The organism is Bartonella sp. AP30XZML, from assembly GCF_042195945.1.
Lineage (GTDB): Bacteria > Pseudomonadota > Alphaproteobacteria > Rhizobiales > Rhizobiaceae > Bartonella.
The window spans coordinates 1-25,557 of sequence record NZ_JBHIPJ010000118.1; the positions used below are offsets into that span (position 1 = coordinate 1).

Consider the following 25,557-nt stretch of genomic DNA (forward strand, 5'->3'; position numbering starts at 1 on the left):
AATTTTCCGTTTCCCATTATCTTTATTCAGAATGCTGATTTCAGTACCACCAGTTCCTTTCCCAATGGTGATAAGACCTGTACCCCCCGCACGGAGACTACGCGCTAATTTCTCCTCTTTTTCTTCTTCTTGCTTAACAAGGATACTGTCTCTTACATCAGCAATTTCATTATTTGTTGCAAATAACTGTGAACCATTCACTGCTTGTTGTGAAGTCTCAGTGAGTGCCGCAGCCTTAACTTTCTTTATCTCTTTACCTCCAGCATCAATGCCCGAGGTCGTTATTTTCGGTCCATCAGTAATTACCAGACCTGTTGCATCTAGGGCAGTTGTGCCTGCCTTTAAGCTCGTTAATGTAACATCTTGAGCTAAATCAAATTTTACATTATTGTCTTTATCACCTTTTGTAATGTTAAGATTGGTACTTCCAGTGGAAAAATCTACTCCGCTATCCATAATGACTGTTTTAGCATTTTTACCGTCAACAGATAATTTCCAACCATTTTTTCTTACGACATCTTCTAAGTCTTGCAATTGTCTTAGATTCACTGCGTCTGCATCTTCACTACCAGCCGCTACACCTGTAATTTGTCGTGTTTTGCCAGCATCAACATCACCAACACTAACAGCACCTAATGTAGATTTCCAATAAGATAGCTCATTTTTTGCAGGTCCCTGCAGCACAGAAGTATAACCCGGAACACCAGCAGCCCTATTGGCTACAGAATTGCTTCCTAAAGCAACACCCCCTGCTACCTTCACTTGCGATTTAAAGCCTAAAGCTGTACCGCTGTCCACCTCCACCCGTACAAAACGACCAACAGCAACCGCGTCATTCTTTAGTGCCACTATATCTGCACCAACAGCAACGGATCCACCTCTATGGATCTCAGATTTAGAACCTATGATAACAGATGCCGCTAGCTTTTTATCTCCTTCAGCTAATACCGCCTTCGCTTTATAACCAATAACAACACTGTCCACGGTTTTCGCATCAACATCTTCACCAAAGATGACATTACTTCCCGATACATCACGTTGCATTCCCTCTGTTGAACCACTCCGTAAGATATTAGACACATTAATAATATCTGTATTTTCATCATCCTGTGCAAGCTGTTGGTTTAAAGAGCTATCAACCACAAATGACCGTAGACTGACGAGAGACTTTTTATATTGCCCTCCTGCATCTAGGGTTCTTGCCAATACATTTTTGCTATCCGCCATCAAAACATTCACGACAGGACTATAATCACTTACATCAGAGAGGGTTTTAGTTAAAAAATTTGCATAGTCATTGGCAGCATTAATCTTTTCTAATCCCACTTGATTGAGTACTGTTAAATAATTGTCTTTTGAAACAGAAGAAGCATTCAAACCAGCAACAGAGATAATGCTTTGCGGATAAGAGACACCAGCACTGTTAACACCTTCGAGAAAGGTGTTTCTAAAATCAGGATTTGCTGAAAAAACAGGTGTAACATTCGATAAAAATGTAGCCGCTGTAGCCAATGAAAGAACTTTAACAAAAGAAAAACGAGAAAATTTTAAATCGCTCCCTGCTAATTTTGTATATAATTTTTTCATAATGAACTCCCCAATGAAAAAATAACTATAACCACAAAAAAAACACATTTAAACGCTATAAAGTTCTTTGAAATTGGTTTTTCTAAATATATTCAAAAGCCTAAGGACTGATTGAAAAGATAGAGAAGTTTATAGTTAACGCGCTTTTTTCTCTTACCTTTCCTAAAAAGGTAAGTTTTTTGGTGGTTGTTTTTTTTAATCTTTAAACCTGTTGGTTGTTTTTTGCAAGGGGTAGAATTGGCTTAGTATATTGTTTTTATAACTTCCTCCAGTAAAATTGAAATACGTTTAAATATATATATTTGTCTTACTAGAAATTTTTTTAATAGATTTTTAGAGAGTGAAAGATTTTTTATATTTAAAAGTTAACGCAGAAAATAATGAACTTATAATTTATGAAAAGACTTATTATCTTATTTTGAAATAAGAAGTTCGTTTTGTTGAAAGTGTGCGGTTTTTCTATTTTTTAAACCTGTATTTATTATTATAGCGCTTATCAATTTGTGTATATGTATTTTTACATACGTAACAACAATTCACCCCTGCCTCATGAGATAGGGGTGAAAGGGAATTTTTATGTATTTTGTTTATTATCAATTCAATGTCATATTGAATCCCGCACCTACACCCCAGTGACCTCCAGAAGTTGTTGCGGATATGTTAGAGCGGTATTTTCCATTTTCTGAGGTGTAACCTGCACCAAAGGCAAATGCAGACTGACTGCGCCATAAACCAGTACCAAATCCAACACTTAATTTTCCAGGTGTATCATTGTAGCGTAAGTTAGACACCGCAAGACCAATAGCCGCTGCTTGTCTTGCCTCTTTTTTCACACTCTCAATACTATAGTTTAAAACATCAAACTTCATATCTGTATATTGCTTAGCCCGATCAACAGCATCATCAATCGCATCAATCACAATATTATTAACCCGTTGATCTGTATACTGCTTGGATTCATCAAGAATAATCTTCATCTGTTCTTTAGTATAATCATGAAGTTGACCACCATTTACAGCCTCTTTCGAACCTTTTTCAATTTTACCATCAGCGACATTATCAATCAGAACAGGTTCACTGGCATCCCCCCCCGCTAATGTGATTTTATTGGTTTTTTTGCCGTTTTCATCTCTATCATAACGAACAGCGTCCTCTTCAATGCCGTCAACTCTATTATTGATGTTATCAACTTTGGCATCAATATTGAGAACTGTATCACCAATATCAGCAATCGTATTGGAAATGGTATCAACTCTGTTGGTAAGATGCTTCACATCTTTTTCGACACCAGTGACCCGTTCATTGGTTTCCCAAAGTTGCCCACCATTGACGGCATCTTTCGAGCCTTTTTCAACTTTACCATCAGCTACATTGATAATTTTATTCGGCTTTCCATCGCGACCAGCATCATAGGCTTTTTCTTTATCATTCCACTTTAAAGCATCTGAATCGACCTTGTTGATGACATCATCAATACGGTTATTAATATTTGACATATTTTTATTGACGTCACCAAAAGCATCAGCGACATTATGGTGCTCTGTCTCAACAGTCGTACCATCAGCATTGACTTGAACAATCTTAAAAGTAGGATCTGTCCATTTGCCATTCTCATATTTAGCACCGCCACCGAAATAATTCGCAAGTTGGTTATTCATGGAATAAAGTTGGTTGCCCGTAATGGCATCTGTTGAACCTTGAGCAATCTCACCATCTAAAAGATACTTCAATTTGCTGTTTGTTTTCTGCCCATCTTTTTCATGACGTGCAACAAATGCTTCTTCTTCATCATCCCACAGTAAAGCATCTTTAGAGAAATTTTCAATTTTCTGATTAAACTCATTGGATACATTCGTTAAGCGTTGATTCACATCTTGAACATTATTATCAAGACCTGTTAAAGCATCACCAACATTGTAAAAATTAGCCTTCCCTACTTCACCACCTACAATAGCGGATAAAGTATATTTCAGCCCTTCAAAAGCACCGTTAATGAACTTTGCACCACCGCCAAAAAACTTTGCAATATCTGCTGATATTTTATTAATCTGACTACCATTGATTGCATCGTTGGAATTTTCAGAAATGCTACCATCTTTCACGTTACGAAGAGCAACTGGTCCGTTGTTCTTATCGCCGCCCAAAGTTACACTACCATAATTAACACTATTATCGTCATTCTTATCATAGAGAACCGCAGCAGCAGTTACTGTCTCAATATCTTTCGTAATATCCTTTATGCTTTTATCAAGTTGGTCTTTGTTAACAGCTTCATCCCCCTTCTCTGCTGCCTTAACACCAGAAATGGAACGCGCTACACCAGCATATCCCGCAATATTGATCTCAGTACCAGCTGTATCCTTACCTATGGTAATAACATCTGTATTTTTCTCTTGCTTAACAAGACTATTTTTTACCACTTCGGAAATCTTATTATCAATATTTGTGATAGAAGTATTAACACCTGTAAACGCTTCCGTAACATTATGATAGGTCTCCCCCTGAATAAGGAAAGCTGGTTCTATACCGTTCAATACATCTGTACTACCACCAAAATATTTTGATGTATTTTGAGCAACTTTTGATAAATTATCAGTCACAGCAGTAACATTCTTATTCGTAGCAAACAACTGTGAACCATTTACCGCTTCCGTTGATGTTTGAGAAAGTTCTCCATCTTCTACACCGGAAAGTGTACGATCCATACCACTTTTATTTACAATGCTGATTTCAGTACCACCTGTTGCCTTACCGATAGTGATAAGACCTGACCCATTTTCTTGCTTCACAAGACTATTTTTTGTCACATTATTAATCTGATTATAAATATCTGTGATAGAATTATCGACACCTTCAAAAGCATCAGCGACATTATGGTGTTTTTTCTGAGTAATGGTACCATTCGCTTCACGCTGAGAAATTTTGAACGTAGGATCTATCCACTCTCCATTCTCATAGCTCGCACCACCACCAAAATAATTCGCAATCTGATCACCCATCGTATAAAGTTGGGAACCATTTATTGCATCTGTTGAATCTTCTGAAACATCACCATCTAAAAGATACTTCAGCTTGCTATTTGTTTTCTGTCCATCTGTTCCATGACGTGCAACAAATGCTTGATCCTTTTCACTCCACAGTAAAGCATTTTGAGACAATTTATCAAACTCATTGGTTACATGATGTATATTTTTATTCACATTTTTAACATTTGCATCGAGCCCTGTCAAAGCTTCGCCAACGTTGTAAAAGGTCTTCTGTTCTACTTTACCATCTGTAGAAACTCTAGATAAGTTATATTGTGGACCTGAAAAAACTCCGTTATTAAATTCTGTACCACCACCGAAAAATTCTGCAATATCCTTGGATATTTTATTAATCTGGCTACCATTTATCGCGTCTGTTGACTCTTCTGAAATATCACCATTTAAAAGGTGGGTAATCTTACTATCTGTTTTACGTCCATTTTTTTCATGACGTGCAGCAAATGCTTGTTTACCATCATCCCATAATAAGGCATCTTGAGAGAACTTATCAAATTTATTATCTACATATTTTATACGACTATTCACATTTTTGACATTCGCATCAAGCTTTGTTAAAGCATCACCAACATTTTCAGCTATATACTGAGCTACTTCACCATCTGTAGAAACTGTAGATACGTTATATTGTGGACCTACAAAAGCACCATCCTGAAATGCTGCATTCCCACCAAAGAATTTTGCAATATCTCCAGAAATTGTATTAATCTGGCTACCATTTATAGCTTCTTTCGAGGACTTTCCGATGTTACCATCCGCAATACCAGAGATAACTCGATTTTCACTATTAGAATTGGCAACATTGATTTTGGTACCATCTTTTTGCGCACCAATTGTAATGAGCTTCTGCCCTTCATCCCATTTAACAAGACTATTTGCTGTTACATTGTTAATCTGTGTATAAATATCTGTTATAGAATTATCGACATCTTTAAAAGCATCCGTTACATTATGGTGTTCGTTACCCTGAACAGTAAAAGTTGGCTTGAAACCATCAATCACACCTGTACTACCACCAAAATATTTTGATATATTATCAGCATAATTGAAAAGCTGATGACCATTTATTGCTTCTGTTGAATCAGAACTGACTTTTCCAACTGCAACGCCAGAAATAATTCGATCCTTGCCTTCAGAGTTGGCAATATTGATTTCGATACCTTCTTTTTCAGCACCAATGGTAATATTTTTTTTACTTTTACTCCATTTAACAAGACTATTGTCTTCTATCTCAAACTTCATTTTATATAATTGTGAAAGATTAACAGCATCATGCTCATTGCTACCATCTGCGACTCCTGTAATTTTTGTATTGGCGGCATGAATACCACCCTTGGTCATTCTTGGTCCATCTTTGATCATGAAACCGGCATTACTCATTCTGCTATCCCCTGTTTCTACACGACCAACTTTAATATATTCGCTTAAATCAAACTTTACTTCATTGTTATCACCTCTGGTAATTTTTATATTTGTGTTCTCACTCTCATTATTATCATCGTCTTTCTGCTTAACTGCAACAAACTTTACTGTACTTCCTGCCCCAACATCTGTAGCATTATCACCATCAACAGAAAGCTTCCAGCCTGTTTTAATTCCTGCTGTAAAATCTTGTAATTGTTTATAATTTACTGCATCAGTATCATCAGTACCAGCTTTCACTTTTGTAATCTTTTTGCCACCAGCATCAATACCATTGGCTGTTATGCTTGGACCACCATCAACAAACTTAAAGCCATCGTTGCTCATAATGCTGTTGCCTGTCGTGACACTCGTGAGCTTAAGAGTATCATTCAAAGAAAATGTGACTTTATTACTGTCTTTTGCAATTTTTATATTTTTGCTTCCGTCCTCACCCGCATCCGCAACAAGATCTACTGTACTCCCAGCTTTAACATCTGTAGCATTGTTACCATCAACAGAAAGTTTCCAACCTGTTGCCATCCCTGCTGTAAAGTCTTTCAACTGTTTATAATTTACAGCATCCGTATCTTCTTTCCCTGCCGCTACTCCTTTAATCGTTTTATCACCAGCATGAATACCATTAACAGTTATGCTCGGCCCATTACCATCAGTAAACCCAAAGCCAGCAGCATCCATAATGCTGTCTCCTGCTGTGACAGTCATTACCTGAATATCATCAGCTAGATCAAACGTGACAGTGCGATCACTATCTTTTTCGATCTTGATATTTTTTGTACCGTTATTGTCAGCTGACTGAAAATTTACTGTACCATTTGGACCAATAGCCGTAGCATTTCCACCGTTAACAGCAAGCTGCCAACTCGTTTTGGTTGCATCTTGTACAGCTTTCAGCTGTTTATAATTTACAGCATCAGTATCTTTTTCCCCATCTGCTACGTTTGTGATCTTTTGCTTGGCTGCATCAATACCATCAATAGTCATGCTTGGACCATTATTACCATTAATAAAAAAGCCATCTACAGTCATGCGTGAACCGTTTCCACCGTTAACAAAAAAGCCATCATCACTCATCGTGCTTTGGCCTGTGGAGACTTTTGTCAATTTAAGATGATCATTTAAAGTAAATTCAATTTTATGCTTATTCTCTGTCGTGTTTTTTGCAATCTTTAAGTTGTCTTTTCCCGCTTCTTTTTCACTTTTCACTGAAAAATCTACGACATTGCCTGAATTCACGTCTATAGGATTTGTATCGTTCGCAGAAAGTTTCCAAGCTCCTCCTCCTGCTATGACATCTCTCATAGCTTTCAACTGGGCAACATTCACTGCATCAGTGTCATTACTCCCTGCTGCAACATTTGTAATCTGTCGCGTTAAATTCTGGTTAGTATTACCAACACTAAAATCACCTGCAGTGCTTTTCCATGCAAGATCACTCTTTGTTGTTGTAGTATTTGTTACAGGATCATAACCAAAAACACCACTCTCAACACGAGAGACAGATCCTCCCCCCACAGCAACACCATCTATAACACGTACTTGTGCGTTTATACCAATTGCAACTGAATGAGCCGTCTCAGCATAAGTATGGGAACCTATGGCAATCGAATTTTTACCTTTAGCTATTACTTTTCTTTCCTCCCCGTTGTCTGCAGGTTCCCCACCACCTATTGCAATAGAACCAAGAGCTTGAGCTTCAGCCTTCGTGCCTATAGCAACCGCGTACTCGTCAGTTGCTTTGGTCTTTAATCCTAATGCAATACTATCGTAACCAGATGCAGATGCCACCTTACCAATAGCAACACTATTTATACCGCTCGCTGTTGCATCTGAACCAACCGCAATCGCATCATCCAACGTAGCTTGGGAACGCACACCTATAGAAATGCTATTTTTACCAGAAGCGGTTGCGAGACCACCAAAAGAAACAGCAGATTCGCCCGATGCTTCTGAGCCTACACCCATAGCAACACTTGCTATACCACTTGCAAGTGCGGAAACACCAAAAGCTTGTGCACCCCCTGCCTTTGCTGTCGCACCTGCACCAAATACGGTTGAATAATTACCCGTCGCTGCAGATCCACAACCCGTTGCAAAAGAATAAACACCATAAGCCTCAGGCATAGCATTTGCAGAACCACCGTACAGCGCTCCCATATAGCCACTCACCGGCTGACCACGACTGTTAATCGTCACACCATCACCAGCCCAAGTAACCTTTTCAGTCGTAGCACCATAGGGATGACGTCCAGAAAACTCCTGATCATTAATAAATCTATTATATTGTTCCTTTGCAGTTATTCGATTACCATCAGGAATTGCCTGCTGTTGTTTGCCACCACGACCGATAACATTGTCTGCACCACAGAAATCATCATCACCAGCAAAAACAACACTCCCATGACTACCGTATGGATACAAGACACCACCACCATTTGTGCTTCTAACTGTCTCTCCTGTTATTGAGAGATTCGCAGCAAAAACGGGAGAAACACTCGATAAGAGTGTCGCCATTACCGTACTAAGAGAGACAACTTTAATTAAATTTGGTGTGGAATATTTTTTTTTCATAAGAACCTCCTCCAACAGAGTTCAACATCATTACAACGCGCAGAAACACTCATGACAAAACCCTTAGTTTGCGCACTTCAAAAACCAATAAATCAAGGCAAAACCCTCCCCCCCCTTCGATACCGCTATTTTTTACGGCATCGTCCTACAATCTTTGCAACAACATCGAATCTAGAAAAGTCCCCAACCCTTTTAGCTAGAGGGATTCAAGCTAAAAAATAAATAAAAACACAAGACTTTGAAAATATACCGTTATCTCCATTCAAAAATACTGCGATTTATCTCTTAACAAAAATAGTTTCACTAAAGAGCAATTCTACTTTTCAAATAAAGCGCATCAGAAGAATGGCAAGAGTGTAAAAATAATTTTTTATAAATTTGTAAAAATACTTCTCAATAAATTAGCTGTTCTTATAAGCACAAATTTATGATTTTTTTAACTTATTGCACAATGTAATAGATAATGATTATCATCATAATCTCACTTTTTGTTGCGAGGTAAACTGTTTCAATATATTATATATCTTTTTGAAAGAAATCTGTCTTAAATATAATGATGCACGATCTGTAAAAAGTTTTAACGTGCTCATCTTATCATCTTCATAAAAAGACAAAAGCGCGCCTAATAGTCTTTCGTTCTTCTCTCTTATATATCTGTTACCCTTCTATAGGAACAAAACATCGTCATTGTATTTTCACTGTTGTATAAATTTTTTAATATCACAAACCGAAAAGAAGCTGTTTTCTAAACTCTTTCCTCTCACAGAACCCACTGTATTTTCACTGTTGTCCGTATCTTTTCTTCAACCAACAAATATTTCAGGAATGGCACTATATTAGCTTCTTTTTGAAGAAATTTTGTTTGTATCACTACTCGTCATTCTTTTTATGAACCATTTTATCTTTAATCAGAGAAATATATTGATTTATAATGATAGTTTCTCGTTTTTCAGATCGAATAAGAGACTCGAAGATCGTGAGATTTTCACATTCCAAACTTGGTTATACAGCAGAAAATCAAAAAAGTTTTATTTTTTTAAAGGCTGTTCATTCGTATCTTATGAAATTTTAGATATGCTTTTCAGTTTCGATTTTACGCTTTAAATGTAATTTTAAAAGTGGCAAAGTGGCTTCGACTTCTTCTATATCATTGAGGTTTTGAATAAGCTCTTGCAATCTTCCATAAAGCTCTGCTGCTAATTCCGCAACATCTTCAGGAGAAAGTGTTATTTTTGCATCATGATAGGTCGTATAAACTAAATGTCCCAGCTTTTTCATCAGCCCAGTAGGAATCGCCTGCGGTTTAAAACCAGCGGCTTTCGCCTTTGCCACATCTGAAAACATCTCACCATTTCCCGTTACTAGCCAATCTAATGAAACACCACAAATTTCTTGATATTTGGAGAGCGCAGAGGCTGTAGGCTCACTTATACCAGTTTCATAAGTTCCTACAGAGCCAGCAGTGATACCAAGATGCTCAGCAAACTGCTTACGCTCTGTAAAACCAAGAGCGTGACGCACTTCACGAAAACGTTTTGCCAACTCAGTTTTAGGTTTTGCTTCCGGACGAGCCAAAAAAAACACTCCAAAATCAATATAATTGTTGACTAAATAATTATATTGATTTACATCTATTGTTACTGCCCCTTAAGAAGAGCAGTTATCACATACATAACCCCACAAAAACGGATGTTACAGCATCCATTCAAGCAGGAGCGAAAATTATGACAATTACAAAAAATGCAATCGCCGTGGTATTTTTCTGAGCTGCGCCCCTGTAATATAACCTTGGAAAAACTCAAGCCTATCAGAGGCTATTTTCCAGAGTCAAAAACATTTGGACACAGGCCAATGAAAAAACTAAATGCGCCACTGCCAACTCTATCAGTTTGCATGCCAAGCCAATTCTTGCCAACTGCTTTCTCAAAAGTTGCAGTCATATTCTTTCAAAAGCAAAAAGCCTAATACGATTCTCTTCATTTCATGCTGTGTAATATACCACTGAAATCTTATTACAAAAATATGCTAATGCATTTCCCATAGGTTTTTATAAGGTAAAAAGTTTATCAATGTCTAAAAATCAATATAAAATAGGCAAAATAATTGGTATTCTACAAAAAATGAGATTATCACTCGTTATTAAAAAGTTAGACGTTTACAAACCCTGTTTGCTTATTTTATATATTAATGGCACTGATTTAGCTGTAACTGGCAATAGAGATTTCAGGGTGTTTGGTTTATCGTCAGAATACTCTTCCTCTACGCATATTAAAAGCCTTTTGGCAATGTATTTTAAATGCTATAAATTCTATAGTAAACACATTGCCATCCATATTTACAATTGGGCGCTTCAAAATCTTGGAGTAATAAAATCTTTAATAGGCTTTGATTTAAAAGCGCGTATTTTGCAGAAAATTGACAAAACCATGAGGTTCGTATACATGGCAATTTTAAGTGATGATAGTGGAGTGATACTTAAAAAAGCTGCATGGAAACCCGCAACGTTGAGGAATTAAGCATGACCTCTTTATGCGATAAAGAATTATCTGATACACTGGTTGGTCTTTATGACGACTATCAACGCGGTTTCGACATTGGAGAAGAGCTTAAACTGTGCGTGGATTTGGCGTTATCTCTTGAATTGGAACTCAGTATTCACCGTTTAAGTGAAACAGATGCTGTTTTAAAAAAAGAGATTGTGCAAACCTTGCATCGTCGTAGAAATACTCATTCCAATGAAGATGAAATTGATACAATTTTTCATATGGATTTTGAAAAATAAAAATAATACAATACTCTCCCCATATGATACGATATTACCTCATTGCTTTACTTTCTACTACGCTTAGACAAAAAACTTTCAAGAAGATTTAAAGTGTTACGTTTTCGTCTTCTTAACAGCAGTGAGGTGAATTAAAGAAACGCATCAATTCTTTTAGATCATTATCAAAAAGTAAAGGGTATTCTCTAGCATACATCAATTTATGCTTTATTCATTAAGCACCAACTTTTCATTTTCTCAACTCTCCTTTAAAAGCAAAATATGAAATGTGCTGCAGCGTAGATATTTATAAAATAGCGTATATTGACCACACTTAAATGTAATTTATTGTTTTTCATGTTTATAAAACAGCACTATGAGTATTCCAACAAACGCAACAATGCTTTGAAAAAAATATATCGATTGAGGTGATATGTTACTGTTATCGCTTGCCATAGTGAGGTAGACTCCGAGGATCAAGCATCCAGAGATACCATTAAAACTTGCCTGCAATCTTCCTTGGTATTCAGGATCACAAGAGAGTTGTGATAAAGAAATCGAAAGAGCCCAACTCGAAAGTCCAAATCCAATCATAAAGTAAACAGGAAAAACAACAAAATTGTGTGTATTAACAGATAGAATAGCAAGGCCAATAGCCATAAAAGCTAATAAAATGGCTAATGTTTTCCTTATGGATAAAACTTTACAAAGAAGTGGTGAAAAAAACGCACCTGTCAATACACCCATAGAATAAAGCACCTCAAATATTGCAAAGGTCCTGTTATCCGCATGTAAAACCTCTTGTATATAAGGAACGAGAATAACAGGAATGGTCATCAAAAGAGTCATAATAATCATCTGGCTTATATAAGGTATAACAAGAGCTGGATTCTGTTTAAAATAATGAAGGGATGCTGTATAATTTTCCCACCAATTTTGCTGGTTTTGTTTTTTAGATCTTCGGTTTTTAGGTACCTTCATTGCAAAATTAAATAAACCAGCAATGATAAAGAATATACCACCTATTAGAAGAGTTCCTTTTGTTCCTGCATAGGACAGTATAAATCCACTTAAGCCCATACCTACGATAGTGCCAAATTCATAAACCATATCGATGGTCGCATTTGCATTGATGAGCTGTTCCTTCAGCACAATACTTTGAATTAAAGAAATAGCTGATGGCATATAAAAAGGGATAAAAATACCCAAAAGAGCAGATAAGACCATCAATTCAATTTCTATACCAAAATGCCAAAGCATTACCCAGCTTACAATTACCAAACCTCTCGCAAGATTTGAAATAATAATCTGCGTTTTACGATTATATTTATCTGCCAATATGCCAAAAATAGGCGCAAAAATAATGCTAGGCGTCCAAAGAAAAAGCATCATCAACGCTACACCACGGATTGAGCCCGTCTGATTGTAAGCGAGCCATGACAATGTAATATAATTTAGTCCACTTCCAAATGTAGCAAATAAGCCGCTCAAAGTAAAATAGAGAAAAGTTCTATTTTCAAATAAAGCAATGCGTTCCTTCAAATTTGAAGTGAACATAAATTATCCTCTAAAATGAATACCAGTCGATATGCATAATACATCCTGTTTAAAAACAGGCATTCTTACAATTTTCATTTTAGATCATTAAATTTAAGAAAGCAAAATTTCTTTTTTGAGGCTTTTACAATCTTTGTGCTGTTGTATGATTAATTCTTCTATGAAAACAGAACATTTATGGACAAAAACAAATTTAATATTTTATGTGCGTTTTATTCAGAAGCTACACCTTTATACATATGTGAAACAATTTTACGGTATGGAAGCTTCACTCACATTTTATTGTCCTTATTATTCCGTGCACTAAAATATGTTCGAGTATATTCCTCCATGTCGTTCTTCTATCACCACACTTCGTCTCTAAAAGAATAAACATACTATTATCCTCACAATAAATATTGCTAACTTTTCTACTCCCCTTCTCTAAATCTTTTAAAATAAGCCCATTACAGTTAGTTTTCCAATTAAAATATATAACGTAATATCTTCCTGAGCAGTTAAATTATTGCAATCATATCTCTAAAGTTTCAGATTTAGAGTACAAATACATAAAGGAGGATTTATCGTGGATAACTTGATTAATAAATGATTTTATTCATAATCAAAACAAACCTTATTTATATGATGTCGTATTTGATGATGAATTAAAGAAATAGGAGCAGTTCCATCAATTGTTATAAACTGCTCATCTATTTCCGATAGCACTTTGTAAACTTTTTCAATAAAAGAGAGTTTTTCTTCGTATTTTAAGTTTAAACCATCCCTTTTCTGCAACCGTTCCAGTATAGTAATGGGCGGATCAGCTCTATCTTTTCTCAAACCACTGCCCTCGCTATAAGCATTTGATATCCGATCCCGTCAAAAAGCAGCAGAGCAATTCTTGGAAAACATCGCTGAGATATTGAAATATGCCTTGCAAAAGCGTTTAAATCAAATGTTTCACTATATTTTTCGGTATATTCATAAACTGAAATTAAGAATATTATAATAAGACCTCAAACAACGACGACGCCCAAATCAGCCGTAATAAAGCCTCCTAAAACTGAACCAATAATACCTCTCTATCAGACAGACTACCATGTAAAGGTTTTAATACAATACCTTAGCGCTAATGCCATAAATGTTTCTGATAGATAACGAAGTTTATTGTCACAACAACATCTAACAACGGTCAATAGAAAAACCTAAACCTTGAGTATAAATAAAATCAACTTGAAAGCGCAAAATATATCTCTAGGACATAGTTATATTCGTTATCTGGCTTTCCCCTTATTGGCAAGCCTCCGCAACAGACGCAGTAAAAATACCAGCCTCTATCGCTATTCATTCTCCTGAATAATAAGCTATCACTACCATAAACATCAGCGTTCAAATTTTTCCTACCGAAAAAACTTGACATGCCCAGTAATATGTGTGTATTCATTATTTGTAAACATGATGTGTGCTGATTTATAATACTGCGTGTTTTTAAGAGATTCCGAAATGGGGGGGATAATGTGCACAAGAAACTGATGTTTCGGTTTTATGGGCTTGTTGTCTTGCTATATCTTTCTGATATGGTTTTATTTTTAAGTAATCTGTGGAATGCTTATCGCATAACATCCTCATCGGTTTTCCTAGGCGTAACCATGGCTTTGGGCACCATTATGCCCTATCTTTTGAAAAAAAGCGGTCTTGTGCGCATTAAAGCCTCATTGCGGTTGGTCGATTTATACAAAAGGCGAATCATTATCTATAGCCTTCTTTTATTGATTGCACTTTTCCATTACGCTGATTCCCCCTTTGGTTTTATCGCTGTCTCTATCTCTATCGGCTATCTCTCTTTGATTACCTTAAGCACACTCGAGACTTATAATACTAAACTAGCACTTAGTGGTTATATTAGCGCCCAAAAGGCTTCCCGCATTATGCAAACAGTGGTGCAAATTGGCGCCTTTTTGGGAGCAGCATTGAGTGGTTATCTCTTAGAAGCGACCAGCCCTCGAGGGGCAGCGGCTGAAATTGGCTATAATGGTTTGATTGTGACACTTTGTTTGTTTGACATCATTATAAGCCTTATAGCCGGATATATTATCTTTTGCGATGAATACAATGCTACAGATACCACAGCACCTGCAACCGATAAGAAGACAGCACCTATACCGCAAGCGGATGGACTCTCCCGTGAGCTTAAACTTTTATGCGTCTGCATAGGGCTTATTGGCTTTCATATTTGCGCTTATAATACGCTGGCAACCATTCTTTTTCAGAGTGTGAAAAATTTTGGCTCTGAATATTATGGACTTTGCAGTGCGGTTGCGGGCATGGGCGCTTTTTTGGCTGCTTTTATCAAAATCCCTCGCTTTGAATTTATTCTCCCAGCCCTTATGTTGAGCGTGGCTGATCTTATTTTTAGCACCACACAATCGCCCTATTTGGCTGTGGTCTTTTGCTTTTTTATTGGCTTTTCAATGAATACCATGCGAATTAATGCCCGCAAACATACGATTGAAGCGACTAAAACAGAGGCTCAAGCAGAGCTGGTGGGAAGCTATAGCGGTATGCTTTATACTCTCTCCCAATCGGCAGGTTATGTTATCCTTGGTCTTCTTACAAGCTCTGCCCTTATGGGTCCTCAAGCAGCTGTTTATCTTCTCCCCCTTATAGGGCTAATAATCTTTATTTATATTCTTTTCCTTTTATTGCAGCGGAACAAAGTATGAAAAAACCTATTCTTATTGTCGACCCTTTCTCCACGGGTGCCCTCTATGCCCCTGCTTTGCAAAAATTAGGCTATGCTTGCTATGGTGTTGTCTCTCAACAAGCTCCTTTTTCACACTATATGCTTTCTTATCAGGGAGAGGGCATGGCAGAAGCGAAGCTTCATAGTGTAGATGAGATAAAGAAACGCTTTCCTATCGGCGCGATAGAGGCCGTGGTCGCAGGCGCCGAAGGGGTATTTATTGTGCAGATCAATTGGCGGCTTATTATGGTTGTCTTGGGAATAACCCCTTGACTACCGATTGGCGACGGAAAAAAGCAGCGATGCAAAAACGCCTTTGTGAAAATGATTTATCTTACATCCGATCAAAGATTCTTACAAAAAACGATTGTACTCTCGATGATTTTGAAAGCCACAGCGGCTATGTGGTAAAGCCGAATGATTCTGGTGGAAGCGATGGTGTTTTGTTTTTCTCCAGCCGTGAGAAAGTGGCGGCATGGTCCTCTAGAATCGACTGGACACAAAAAAATATTTTTGGCGCACCTAACGATGCTTATTTGCTCCAAGAAAGATTGGAGGGAGAGGAATACATCGTCGACGCCGTTGTAAATGGAGAGGCTATAAAGATATGTAGTTTGTCACGATATAAAAAAGGTATTCATAATGGAAGTACTTTTGTTTATGAAACGCTTGATGTGCTTGATGCTCAAGATCCCTCTTAGCCCCTCTTATCTCTTATGCAAAACAATGCATTCGCGCACTGGGGATTGAATATGGACCTGCGCATATGGAAATCATGCAAACAGCTCGTGGTCCAGTAATGATCGAAGTAGGAGCCCGTCTCCACGGAGGAATTGCACCCACCTTGTTCGCGCATTGCTATGAAGATGATTTACTTGAAAGCTCCGTTAACCTTATTGCAGGCGTGTTTTCGCAAACCCCAAGTCGCTTTAAGAAAAAATGGCGTATTATCTTCCTTATCAACGAGATCGACGGTCATATTATAAAAGATGTTAACGTATGGCGGCAAAAGCTTCATTCTTGGGAAAATGTGGTTCATTTTACGCTCTTTTTTAAAGAAAACGAGCCCCTCCCCCTAACCATCGATTTAAATACCTGCCCTGCCATTATAGCAATTTGGGGACACAGTGATGATGAATTATCAGCTTTGGAGAGGGTCATTCGTAGCAATTTCTTATAAAATACAACAATTGGGAGGAAAACATGGATTCAGCAGCGCAAATAATTGAAAATATAGACAAATATGAAAAATGGAAGCAGGTCGTTTTTAAAGAATTCGATGCAACCATGAATAACACAATTAGACCTTTTCCCTGCCTATTCGGTGTAAATGGATACTCAAAAAATATGCTTAGATTTGGGTTCTACAATAAGTTGACCGCAAAAAATATGATGGAAGACCTGATAACTTATTGCGATAACTATAAAAGTTTTGGAAAGAACACATCTTTTGTTGCATTCGAGAAGCCTGCCCCCGTACAAAGTATCGAAGTTTATAGAGAAAAATTCTTGTCTATACTTAAAGATTTGCGAACTCTTGATGACCAAGAATGGCCTAAGCATATACCAAAAAATATGGACAATCCTTTATGGGAGTTCTGCTTTCATGGCGAGCCTATGTTTATAGTTTGCAATACCCCATCCCATATAAACAGAATAAGTAGGAGAAGTTCTACATTTATGTTAACTTTCCAGCCTAGGTGGGTTTTTTCTGATCTGCTCGATACAGAACAAAAAGCAAAAAATGCATTCTCCGCTGTAACAAAAAGACTTGAACCTTTTGATATTATAACAAAATCTCCTTTTTTAGGAAAATATGGCGAACCCCAAAATAGAGAATGGACGCAATACTTCCTGCAAGATAATAATATTGAATCCCCACCTTGCCCATATCATATAATGGAGCACGATAATGACTAAATTTTCTAAAATTAAATTAAATAAAAATATCTATGATATATTCAAAATGATGCTTCCAGAGCAAGGATCAATAGAGATACAAAGAGATTTTCCCAAAAAAAATACACGATTGGCATATTCACCAGGTCGATGAAACTCTCTTAATTATAGAGGGAGAGTTAGATTTTTTCTATAGCGAAAAACATATAACCTGTACACCAGGAGATATTATACATCTACCTGCCAATACAAGGCACAAATCAATTGCGGCAGATGTAGGATGCATATATGCAATTGCTACAGAAAATCTCACTATTGGAGATATTAGAAATGGGTAACCGCACGCTCTTTAATGGATTCTTTCTCATACAGGATTTTATTCTTTTACTCCTGCTTCCCATAATGCGCCCATAGATTCTGCGGAAAATAAGGCTATGAAGTTTACGTCCTCTACCCAAACCAACGTAGAAACTTTTCAGAAACGACATTTTACAGTACAAAATAGAACGTTATTCTTTAGGAATAAAAAATGGATCAAGCTTAACGGATTAAACAAAAAGGAAATAATTTTGTTTACAGCTTTATTGTCGAGCATTCACGAATGGATTCTGGTATTATCTCTATCTGAAACTCCCTACAAGCATGAAGCAGAAAAGTTATCAAGCATATTTAGTATACCTAATGAAAACTGCTATTACCATGCGTGATGGCTCTAAAATGTAGATGGATTTGAATTTTTAAATAATTTTTAACTATTACATCACTTTATTTTCATACTTTTTAAATAATATTCAATAACTTAAGTAAAATAAATATTTTTATTTTGGGTTTTGTTGTGTTGTTAATCTAAAGCATGTGAAGAGAATATATTAAAGAATTAAAATATTTATATATCGAAATTGAAGATGTCCTATTTTACCCAAAAAAGAACTATTATGACATAAGTGAATTTAGCTATTAATCTTTTGTTGCCAACAAGTGGAAAAATGATGCTGAATGTAGAAAAAATTGCATAAGAACCTTTAACAAAAATGATTAAAATTTAGATAGAATTACAAGGTATAAAATAGAATTTATTCCATCAGCGCTGCAATTTTTTCTGGTTAATTTATTCTACCAATATCATTAAAGCTTTCTTCTAATGACATCGTCTATCATTGGAGGGAGATATATGATTGTTTTTCGAATTGTGACAGCACACAAATTTCGTGATTTATTTTGTCCATTAAAAGATGTTTGTTAGTTGAGTAAGTTAAAAAAATACATAGAATTCCGTATAATGAAGTGTGTATGTATAAAACTTCTCAGGATGATCGTATTAATAGCAATGTTAAAGGGGGGCTTTTTTTGGAAAAATTGTAAAGAAATTATGAGTATCTCTAGGAGAAAAAACTCTGATTTTTAAAACAGAGAGAAACATTGATTATAACAGCTTATTAAGCTAAACGCAGAATATTTATCCTAATAATTGATGGTTAATTGTAACGGGATAGTTTTTTGATAATCATAAAGAAAAAGGTATAGAGCGTGTTTCTTTTAGTTAAGAAAGAGTGTTGCTCATTTTTTTTCTAAAAGTAAGCAACTTCAAAGCTAATTTTTTGTTCTTATAGTGGTGAGAAAATAATTGTCGAAGTCAGTGAAGGGAAGCTTCCAATAGATTGTTACAAAGTTTAATAAAAGTTGGAATACTTAAAAATTCTTTAGTTTCTATTATGATTTAAGAATACCAGGTCAGGATACGGAGAATTCAAGAGCTCAAAACTTTGTGATAATATTGGTTTAGAATTACATCTTGTTCATTCAGACGAGATGAGCCAATTATTATATGTCATAGAGACATATGGGTGGAAAATTTAAAAAAAGCTTATCCAGAATCTGACTTAAAGGTTATTGGAACTTTAGTAGTAAGATTGGCTTGGTCTCATGTTTCTCAAAAATTAGTAACCAATCTTGTTGTGACTAGACTAAATTTGGAAGATCTGCTCACTGAGCGTTTTTATAATATTATGAAATGATAAAAATATTAATATTTCTTCTTGTCCGGGACATGAAGCCGGTGCTATTTGTATTTATTATCCGTTGCACCATTGTCCGAAATATATTTTAAGTGGTTGTCATTTGAAATATGCCTTGGAAAATTATTTGGCAAGAGAGCGTACTTATATGTATTGGAAAGTAATTTCCTATTATTTGTCTCAATCTATGGGTACAACGTTGTCAAGTATAGAATTCATGCTGACAGATGACTTGCGAAAAATAAGTGTCTATAACGCATTTAGACTAAAATTTTACGAAAAACTAGAATTTAGTCCCGAAACATATTCGACAATGGAGAAAATCATAAAATGGCTTGAATCTCTGTTTAAAAGGGAGGAGGTTATTGCGTAATTCTGTTTTTCTTATGATTGTGATTGGTTGTTTGACGAGTTTTTGTGCTAGTGGTGTATTATCTATTGGCCTTTCTTTGTTACAATTCCAAGATACAACGGGAGAAACTTCTGCTACTTTAAATGTCGTTAATTTAATCGCAATTGGAATTGCTGGCTTATGTTTGGGAAACATGTTGGCGCACTATCAAGGCTTTATAATTGGGTTTTATAGTCAAATTATTTGCGCTTGTTTATTGTCTTTCTTATTATTTATGAACAATCCGGTGCTTATTTTATTTGTATTTTTTTTACTTGCTCTCTTGATGGGGGTTGATAACCCAAATAACAATAGTGCCTTGAATCAGCTGGTTCCAGCTCCCAAACAAAAAGCTGGAGTTTTTGCATTTTACACTAGTTGCTGTCAGTTTTTTGTTATTATATCCCCATTGCTTATATATTTTATAATTGCGCATTTGGGGCACAAAATAGCTATAGCCTTTATTGTATTTATCTATCTTTTGAATGCCTGCTTATGGTTTCGTATAAAGTCTATACAACAACTAAACAGAGCAAAAGAGCTATTAAAAAAGCCATCTCAAAAAGCTTATGGAGTTGGGTTCAGGTGCCTTTGGCGGATTTCTGCGTTGCGTTTTTTAACGATTAATCGTATTTTGAATAATTCTCTCTATACGGGGCCTATTGTTTTATTGCCACTTGTTCTTGCTTCTATAACATCAGATAATATAAAATTTACAGCTATTCAAAATTCTATTTTTGCTTTGTTAGCACTGGGTTTTGTGATCAATGGTCTTATCTCATCTTATTATTTACGGAAATTTCCATCTTTAATTCGTTTTTTTGTATGGGGGGCACCGGCTTTTGCCGTGATCGCAATCTCTTTTGTTTTATATTTAAATTTTACTCAATATTCCCTTTATATTATGGGTTTTTTATTAGGTATTGGGCAATTTTATTTTAGGATATCGGGAATAACAATTGGACAAGCTATAACACCTAGTGAAAATTTAGCCGAGGTGATTTTGGCAGGCGATGCCAGTGTACGCATCATAACAGCTTTATTTTCTATTGTGCTTTTATATGCAGGAAATTTTTTTTCATTTTCTATATTATACATCCTATGTGTATTTATAGGCTTTTGCGCCCCTTTATTTATTTTGCACGGACTATCTATTTACATACAAAGCTTAAAGATAAAAGAAAGCGCCACATGAATGATATTCAATTATTACGTCAGCCTTTTTTTGATTATCGTATAGATAAAAATTTTGTACAAATATTCATGACATTAATTTTAAATGAGCACATTGCGTGAGAAAAGCTGAGGTGTTCGTTACCTCTCATGTGGATAAAACGCATTTAGCCCGTTAAGCAACGAAATTGCAAATAGCACTATGATCACCATTAATTCTAAAAGCTCTACCAGAAGTTAGTGATAATGGCAAAAATCCTTTAATGATATTTGAAGAGATCGTTTATGCTAGATCAGGTTATCTAAAGATCGAGAGGAGAGGAGCTTAAAAAGTATAAAATTCATGGAAATTCAACAGCAATTTCTAGGTGTACATAATGATAGGCATAGATCGACGCGAACTGGTCAAATTCAAACAATAAAAAATCCTGCAAATGCTGAGCTTTTTAAACTATGTCATATCAAGCATATGAAAGTTCGTTTTAAATTAATGGCGGAGAGAGAGGGATTCGAACCCTCGATATGGTTTCCCATATACACGCGTTCCAGGCGTGCGCCTTCAACCACTCGGCCACCTCTCCAGAAGTTTGCACTATACCCAGAAAGAAATAACGTGCAAGTCTAAACTATACATTCAAAACCCAAAAAACAAATTCATTTATTAAAGTAAGAGCTTTTATCTGTTGAATAACAAGCACATCCCTTCTTTTTAAGAAAAAACTTTTTTCGTGGATAGGTTTGTAGAATACAATAATGAGAATAAAAAGATTGTCACCAGTTATAAACTTTCATGCTCATTTACGCACTTTCTGCTTCACAAAAAAATACTTCTCTTAAAATTGGCATACAGTCCATAGTTTTACACAACCAAATAATTAAAATCACTTACTTATACGTCATAGGAAGGGATGGTATGTGGGGAAAGAACATTTTAAGAGAGGATAAGTGGCTCTTATGCATTTTCTTAAATAGCACGAATTTTTGCAACATTGAGAGCTGTAAAATAGTGTGATGGTGTCAGTTTTCTCTTTCATAGGATTATATAATAAGCCCTACTCTAAATCCTCTATTCAATTTCACACTTCTATATTTAGTTGATACTAAAGAAAATAAAATTCAGAAAAAAACTTTGCATTTTTAATTTAATATGTATGAATATATTTTATTTTCTGAAATGAAAAAATAGTCTCATTTTGATCAAATACAAAATAATAAAAATGCAAACCTGTTTTCATTTTTACCATATACTTTTAAATTCAGCTTTACAGTTTTCAAAATATCTAAAGTAATCTCAATTATTTAAAAGAAATTACGTATTACTTCATACTTTTGATTATCGCATTCTTTAAGCGTGATATGGTCTCATCACAAAACAGAATACTCTAAAAATACTATTTTCTTTCTCATCCACACGTTTGTAAAAAAACATCTCTTAAAGCTTGCCACATCTACCTCATACGGTATCTATGAATGGTATAAAATCTATTGGATAGCATCATCTTTCCTTAAATAAAAAGTAAAAGCCAAGTACTATCAAGCTATTTGTCGCCTAATGTTAAAATATCTATTGCTATTTGAGAGAATGCATAAAAGGAATTTATTCTTTCTTAGAGTGTTTTTATCCATACATTACTCCTCCTTGTAATGTATAAAAGAGTAATTTTTATTAATTAAATATAGAGAACTTTAAAACGAAAAAACCCTACAATATTCAGGGTTCTCATTATGTAAAACGATAAATTACCATTATAAATTAATATACTGTATTAATGTTTTACAGCACTAAAGATCTGATTAGTCTGCAAAATGAGCTCGTTCTTTCCCCTTAATGTTCTTTATCACCTTATATCCTTGCTTAGAGCACGTACAGCTCGTGCAGTTTCACATTGTAATGCTTTTTGTGCTAAAATTTTCATATCTTCAAAACTATGAGTCTGTAAACACGCCTTTACTGGAGAAATATCGCAAGATATCATAGAAAGCTCATTAATTCCCAATCCAGTCAAAATCATTGCACCAAAAGGATCTCCAGCCATACCACCACATACACTAACCCAACACTTATGTTGTGCAGCTCCCTGAATAGTCTGATAAATCATACGCAAAACTGCTGGATCAAGGCTATCAGCTTCAGACACAAGGTACGGATTTTGCCGATCAACAGCCATTGTATACTGTGTTAGGTCATTGGTTCCAATTGAAAAAAAATCAACATGGGCGCTCAATACATCTGCCATAATGGCCGCTGCTGGAACTTCGATCATAATACCAAGTTTTAATTTTGGTGCATTAATATCGTTGCGGATTTCTTCTGCAATCTTTTTTATAGCGACAATCTCTGAAACAGACATGACCATCGGAAACACAATCCATAGATCTCCACCCTCTTTTGCCGCTCGATATAAAGCACGTAATTGAGGCACAAAAAGATCACGTCGACGTAACAAAAGCCGCGTTCCTCGAACACCTAAAAAAGGATTGTCCTCTTTAGATAAATGTAAATGCGTAACCTGTTTATCTCCACCAATATCAAGTGCACGAATAATTAATGGCTTATCTCCTACAGCTGTAATCATCGCCCGATATATATTAAATTGTAGCTCTTCATCCGGAATATATGGATTCTCTAAAAACAAAAATTCCGTGCGCATGAGTCCAACACCTTCAGCCCCTAAATCAAGCGCAACAGGAACCTGATTTGCGTAGTTGACATTAGCCATGATACGAATTCTTTGACCATCTGTCGTTTGCGCTGGTAATCTACATGCATTTATTTCACTGACACGTTTTTGCGCAACAGTATCAATATGCCTTTGAGCATCTTCAACGTCTTCAAGCGTAGGATCAAGATAAATAAACCCGTTATCGCCATCAATAATAGCCTGAATATCAGACTGAATTGCTAAAATATCATCACCTGTAGCAACAACCATTGGAATACCAAGAGTACGCGCCAAAATAGCTGTATGAGATAATGGACCTCCCCATGCTGTTGCTAATCCTTTTACCCTTGTACAATCAAGTTGTGCTACATCAGAAGGAGAAAGGTCATTTGTAACCAGAATTACACCATGTGGAATATCATTTAAAAAGAACGATCTATAGGATGGATTGATTTCACCTAAAACACGTCGACCAACATCAACTAAATTAACAGCACGTGCTGCTAACAAAGGATTATCTACCTTAAAAAACATATCTGAAAATTGACGAACCGCTCTATCCCAAGACCAAGCGACACCATGACCTTCCGCTATAAAACGACAAGCTTGAGCTATTAAATTTTCATCTTCAAGCAAAACCATTTGCGCAGAAAAAATCGCAGCAGAATCTGCTCCCATACGCACTGTAATATCAGAAATCACAGATGCCATTTTATGTTTTGTTTTTGTAAGAGCATTTTCAAGACATGCTGCACCAGCTGCAAAATCAATTGGCTGATCTATTATGGAAATATCATTTTGCCTTAAAACAAAAATCTTACCAAATGCTAATCCTGAACTCGCTCCAACACCAGAAATGCCTTTTTGCATAGAGCGTGGATACCAACCATGAAAAGCCTTTGTTTGAGATTCCATTGCTCTCATCAGACATTTTTCACTAATACTCACTTTTTTTGCAATAGCAATGGCATCATTGAGAAGTTGTGCTCCTTCTGCAGCATCTGTAGAAAAAATCAGAACATCACCATTTTTTGCTCCTAATTGCAATAAACCAACCAAATTTTTCATTTCAACGGTATATTGACCATGGCGAACTCTGATAGAGTTTTGAGCCTTTTTCGCAAAATCAACCCATAGAGAAGCTGGTCGTGCATGAAGACCACTTGGATAATCTAAAGTCCATTCCTGACACACCGAAAGGTCACCAATAAAAGTTTTTTCTATCTTCATCTCTTGGTCAAACAAAGTTGTAACAATTTGCTGTTTGTCCATAGTTGTTGCAAGTACTTCAAGCTGTTTTTTATCAAATAAAAGAGACGTCAATTTTTTACAAATTTCTCTATAGCGATCTGGACACGCTGCAATGGCAATAACCAAATATGCTTTCTTGCCATCCTGCCACTCAACACCAGCAGGCACCTGTATAACAGCAACAGCATCCTTGATAATTAAATCACGATTTTCAGCCATACCATGAGGAATGGCTATACCATTTCCAAGCCAAGTATTGGTTGTTTCTTCACGTGCAAGCATACTTGCCAGATAACACTTATCAACTGCACCAACCTGCACAAGCAATTCAGCAGCAGCATAAATTGCATCATTTTTATGATCAAAAGCAGCTGAAAGTTGTACAGATCTTATAGACAAGATTTCACCATCAGTAAAATCTACATTCATTGTTTCTGCTTTCTCATATCTCATCATGAATTCAAATTGCCTCACATTTGAACACCAATATCTCTGATACAT

15 protein-coding genes, 1 tRNA gene and 1 pseudogene are annotated in these 25,557 nt (G+C 36.0%); 10 read left to right on the plus strand and 7 right to left on the minus strand.

Annotation, left to right across the window (positions count from 1 at the left end; genetic code table 11):
- The 3 genes and pseudogenes from ACFIL2_RS09255 to ACFIL2_RS09265 all read right to left on the minus strand — a co-directional run.
- Nucleotides 1-1,587, minus strand: a pseudogene (locus ACFIL2_RS09255) (hypothetical protein); the annotation flags it as partial.
- Nucleotides 1,588-2,180: 593 nt separating this feature from the next.
- A complete protein-coding gene (locus ACFIL2_RS09260; protein ID WP_375676923.1) occupies nt 2,181-8,624 on the minus strand; it encodes a Vomp family autotransporter in 6,444 nt (2,147 codons plus the stop codon).
- A gap of 1,068 nt (nt 8,625-9,692) precedes the next feature.
- Nucleotides 9,693-10,199 carry a helix-turn-helix domain-containing protein gene (locus ACFIL2_RS09265; protein WP_375676924.1) on the minus strand — a complete coding sequence of 169 codons (507 nt, stop codon included), beginning with the start codon at nt 10,197-10,199 and terminating at the stop codon, nt 9,693-9,695.
- 494 nt (nt 10,200-10,693) lie between these two features.
- On the opposite strand from ACFIL2_RS09265, the gene ACFIL2_RS09270 reads away from it, so the two are divergent.
- Both ACFIL2_RS09270 and ACFIL2_RS09275 read left to right on the plus strand, forming a co-directional pair.
- A complete protein-coding gene (locus ACFIL2_RS09270) occupies nt 10,694-11,140 on the plus strand; it encodes a hypothetical protein (RefSeq protein ID WP_375608751.1) in 447 nt (148 codons plus the stop codon).
- 2 nt (nt 11,141-11,142) lie between these two features.
- The gene (locus tag ACFIL2_RS09275; protein ID WP_375629580.1) at nt 11,143-11,406 is read left to right on the plus strand and encodes a hypothetical protein; all 264 of its coding nucleotides are present in this window, start codon (nt 11,143-11,145) and stop codon (nt 11,404-11,406) included.
- Nucleotides 11,407-11,730: 324 nt separating this feature from the next.
- Here the strand turns inward: ACFIL2_RS09275 and ACFIL2_RS09280 are convergent, their stop codons facing one another.
- Both ACFIL2_RS09280 and ACFIL2_RS09285 read right to left on the minus strand, forming a co-directional pair.
- Nucleotides 11,731-12,942, minus strand: a complete 1,212-nt coding sequence (locus tag ACFIL2_RS09280; protein ID WP_375680144.1) for an MFS transporter — start codon at nt 12,940-12,942, stop codon at nt 11,731-11,733.
- Nucleotides 12,943-13,533: 591 nt separating this feature from the next.
- Nucleotides 13,534-13,761 (minus strand): hypothetical protein, encoded by a 228-nt coding sequence (locus ACFIL2_RS09285; RefSeq protein ID WP_375680143.1) that lies wholly within the window; start codon nt 13,759-13,761, stop codon nt 13,534-13,536.
- 692 nt (nt 13,762-14,453) lie between these two features.
- Between ACFIL2_RS09285 and ACFIL2_RS09290 the strand changes: the two genes are divergently transcribed.
- The 8 genes from ACFIL2_RS09290 (at nt 14,454) to ACFIL2_RS09325 (ending at nt 21,164) form a co-directional block, all read left to right on the plus strand.
- A complete protein-coding gene (locus tag ACFIL2_RS09290) occupies nt 14,454-15,644 on the plus strand; it encodes a hypothetical protein (RefSeq protein WP_375632732.1) in 1,191 nt (396 codons plus the stop codon).
- Entirely contained in the window at nt 15,641-15,937 is a 297-nt protein-coding gene (locus tag ACFIL2_RS09295; RefSeq protein ID WP_375680142.1) for a hypothetical protein, read from the plus strand. Before ACFIL2_RS09290 ends, ACFIL2_RS09295 begins: the two co-directional genes overlap by 4 nt.
- Nucleotides 15,934-16,365, plus strand: a complete 432-nt coding sequence (locus ACFIL2_RS09300; RefSeq protein WP_375680141.1) for an ATP-grasp domain-containing protein — start codon at nt 15,934-15,936, stop codon at nt 16,363-16,365. The genes ACFIL2_RS09295 and ACFIL2_RS09300 overlap by 4 nt, the downstream gene beginning before the upstream one ends.
- Nucleotides 16,366-16,439: 74 nt before the next feature.
- Nucleotides 16,440-16,844: a hypothetical protein gene (locus tag ACFIL2_RS09305; protein WP_375680140.1), complete on the plus strand. Its 405-nt coding sequence runs from the start codon at nt 16,440-16,442 to the stop codon at nt 16,842-16,844.
- A gap of 23 nt (nt 16,845-16,867) precedes the next feature.
- Entirely contained in the window at nt 16,868-17,584 is a 717-nt protein-coding gene (locus ACFIL2_RS09310; protein WP_375632722.1) for a YqcI/YcgG family protein, read from the plus strand.
- Nucleotides 17,585-17,730: 146 nt separating this feature from the next.
- Nucleotides 17,731-17,901: a hypothetical protein gene (locus tag ACFIL2_RS09315; RefSeq protein ID WP_375632734.1), complete on the plus strand. Its 171-nt coding sequence runs from the start codon at nt 17,731-17,733 to the stop codon at nt 17,899-17,901.
- Nucleotides 17,902-19,407: 1,506 nt separating this feature from the next.
- Nucleotides 19,408-19,578, plus strand: coding sequence for a hypothetical protein (locus ACFIL2_RS09320; protein ID WP_375632726.1), 171 nt, complete (start codon nt 19,408-19,410; stop codon nt 19,576-19,578).
- Nucleotides 19,579-19,943: 365 nt separating this feature from the next.
- Entirely contained in the window at nt 19,944-21,164 is a 1,221-nt protein-coding gene (locus ACFIL2_RS09325; protein WP_375634037.1) for an MFS transporter, read from the plus strand.
- 469 nt (nt 21,165-21,633) lie between these two features.
- On the opposite strand, the gene ACFIL2_RS09330 is transcribed toward ACFIL2_RS09325, so the two are convergent.
- Together ACFIL2_RS09330 and ptsP are read right to left on the minus strand one after the other, a co-directional pair.
- A tRNA-Ser gene (locus ACFIL2_RS09330) sits at nt 21,634-21,723 on the minus strand.
- Nucleotides 21,724-22,980: 1,257 nt separating this feature from the next.
- Complete coding sequence (gene ptsP / locus ACFIL2_RS09335) at nt 22,981-25,485, minus strand: phosphoenolpyruvate--protein phosphotransferase (protein ID WP_375680139.1); 2,505 nt, start codon at nt 25,483-25,485, stop codon at nt 22,981-22,983.
- Nucleotides 25,486-25,557 lie beyond the last annotated feature (72 nt).

What these genes read in the sequence shown, in the direction of transcription:
- ACFIL2_RS09260 (WP_375676923.1), bottom strand. Translation starts at nt 8,624, where the DNA reads ATGAAAAAAAAATATTCCACACCAAATTTAATTAAAGTTGTCTCTCTT.
- ACFIL2_RS09270 (WP_375608751.1), top strand. Translation starts at nt 10,694, where the DNA reads ATGTCTAAAAATCAATATAAAATAGGCAAAATAATTGGTATTCTACAA.
- ACFIL2_RS09275 (WP_375629580.1), top strand. Translation starts at nt 11,143, where the DNA reads ATGACCTCTTTATGCGATAAAGAATTATCTGATACACTGGTTGGTCTT.
- ACFIL2_RS09280 (WP_375680144.1), bottom strand. Translation starts at nt 12,942, where the DNA reads ATGTTCACTTCAAATTTGAAGGAACGCATTGCTTTATTTGAAAATAGA.
- ACFIL2_RS09290 (WP_375632732.1), top strand. Translation starts at nt 14,454, where the DNA reads ATGTTTCGGTTTTATGGGCTTGTTGTCTTGCTATATCTTTCTGATATG.
- ACFIL2_RS09295 (WP_375680142.1), top strand. Translation starts at nt 15,641, where the DNA reads ATGAAAAAACCTATTCTTATTGTCGACCCTTTCTCCACGGGTGCCCTC.
- ACFIL2_RS09305 (WP_375680140.1), top strand. Translation starts at nt 16,440, where the DNA reads ATGCAAACAGCTCGTGGTCCAGTAATGATCGAAGTAGGAGCCCGTCTC.
- ACFIL2_RS09310 (WP_375632722.1), top strand. Translation starts at nt 16,868, where the DNA reads ATGGATTCAGCAGCGCAAATAATTGAAAATATAGACAAATATGAAAAA.
- ptsP (WP_375680139.1), bottom strand. Translation starts at nt 25,485, where the DNA reads ATGAATGTAGATTTTACTGATGGTGAAATCTTGTCTATAAGATCTGTA.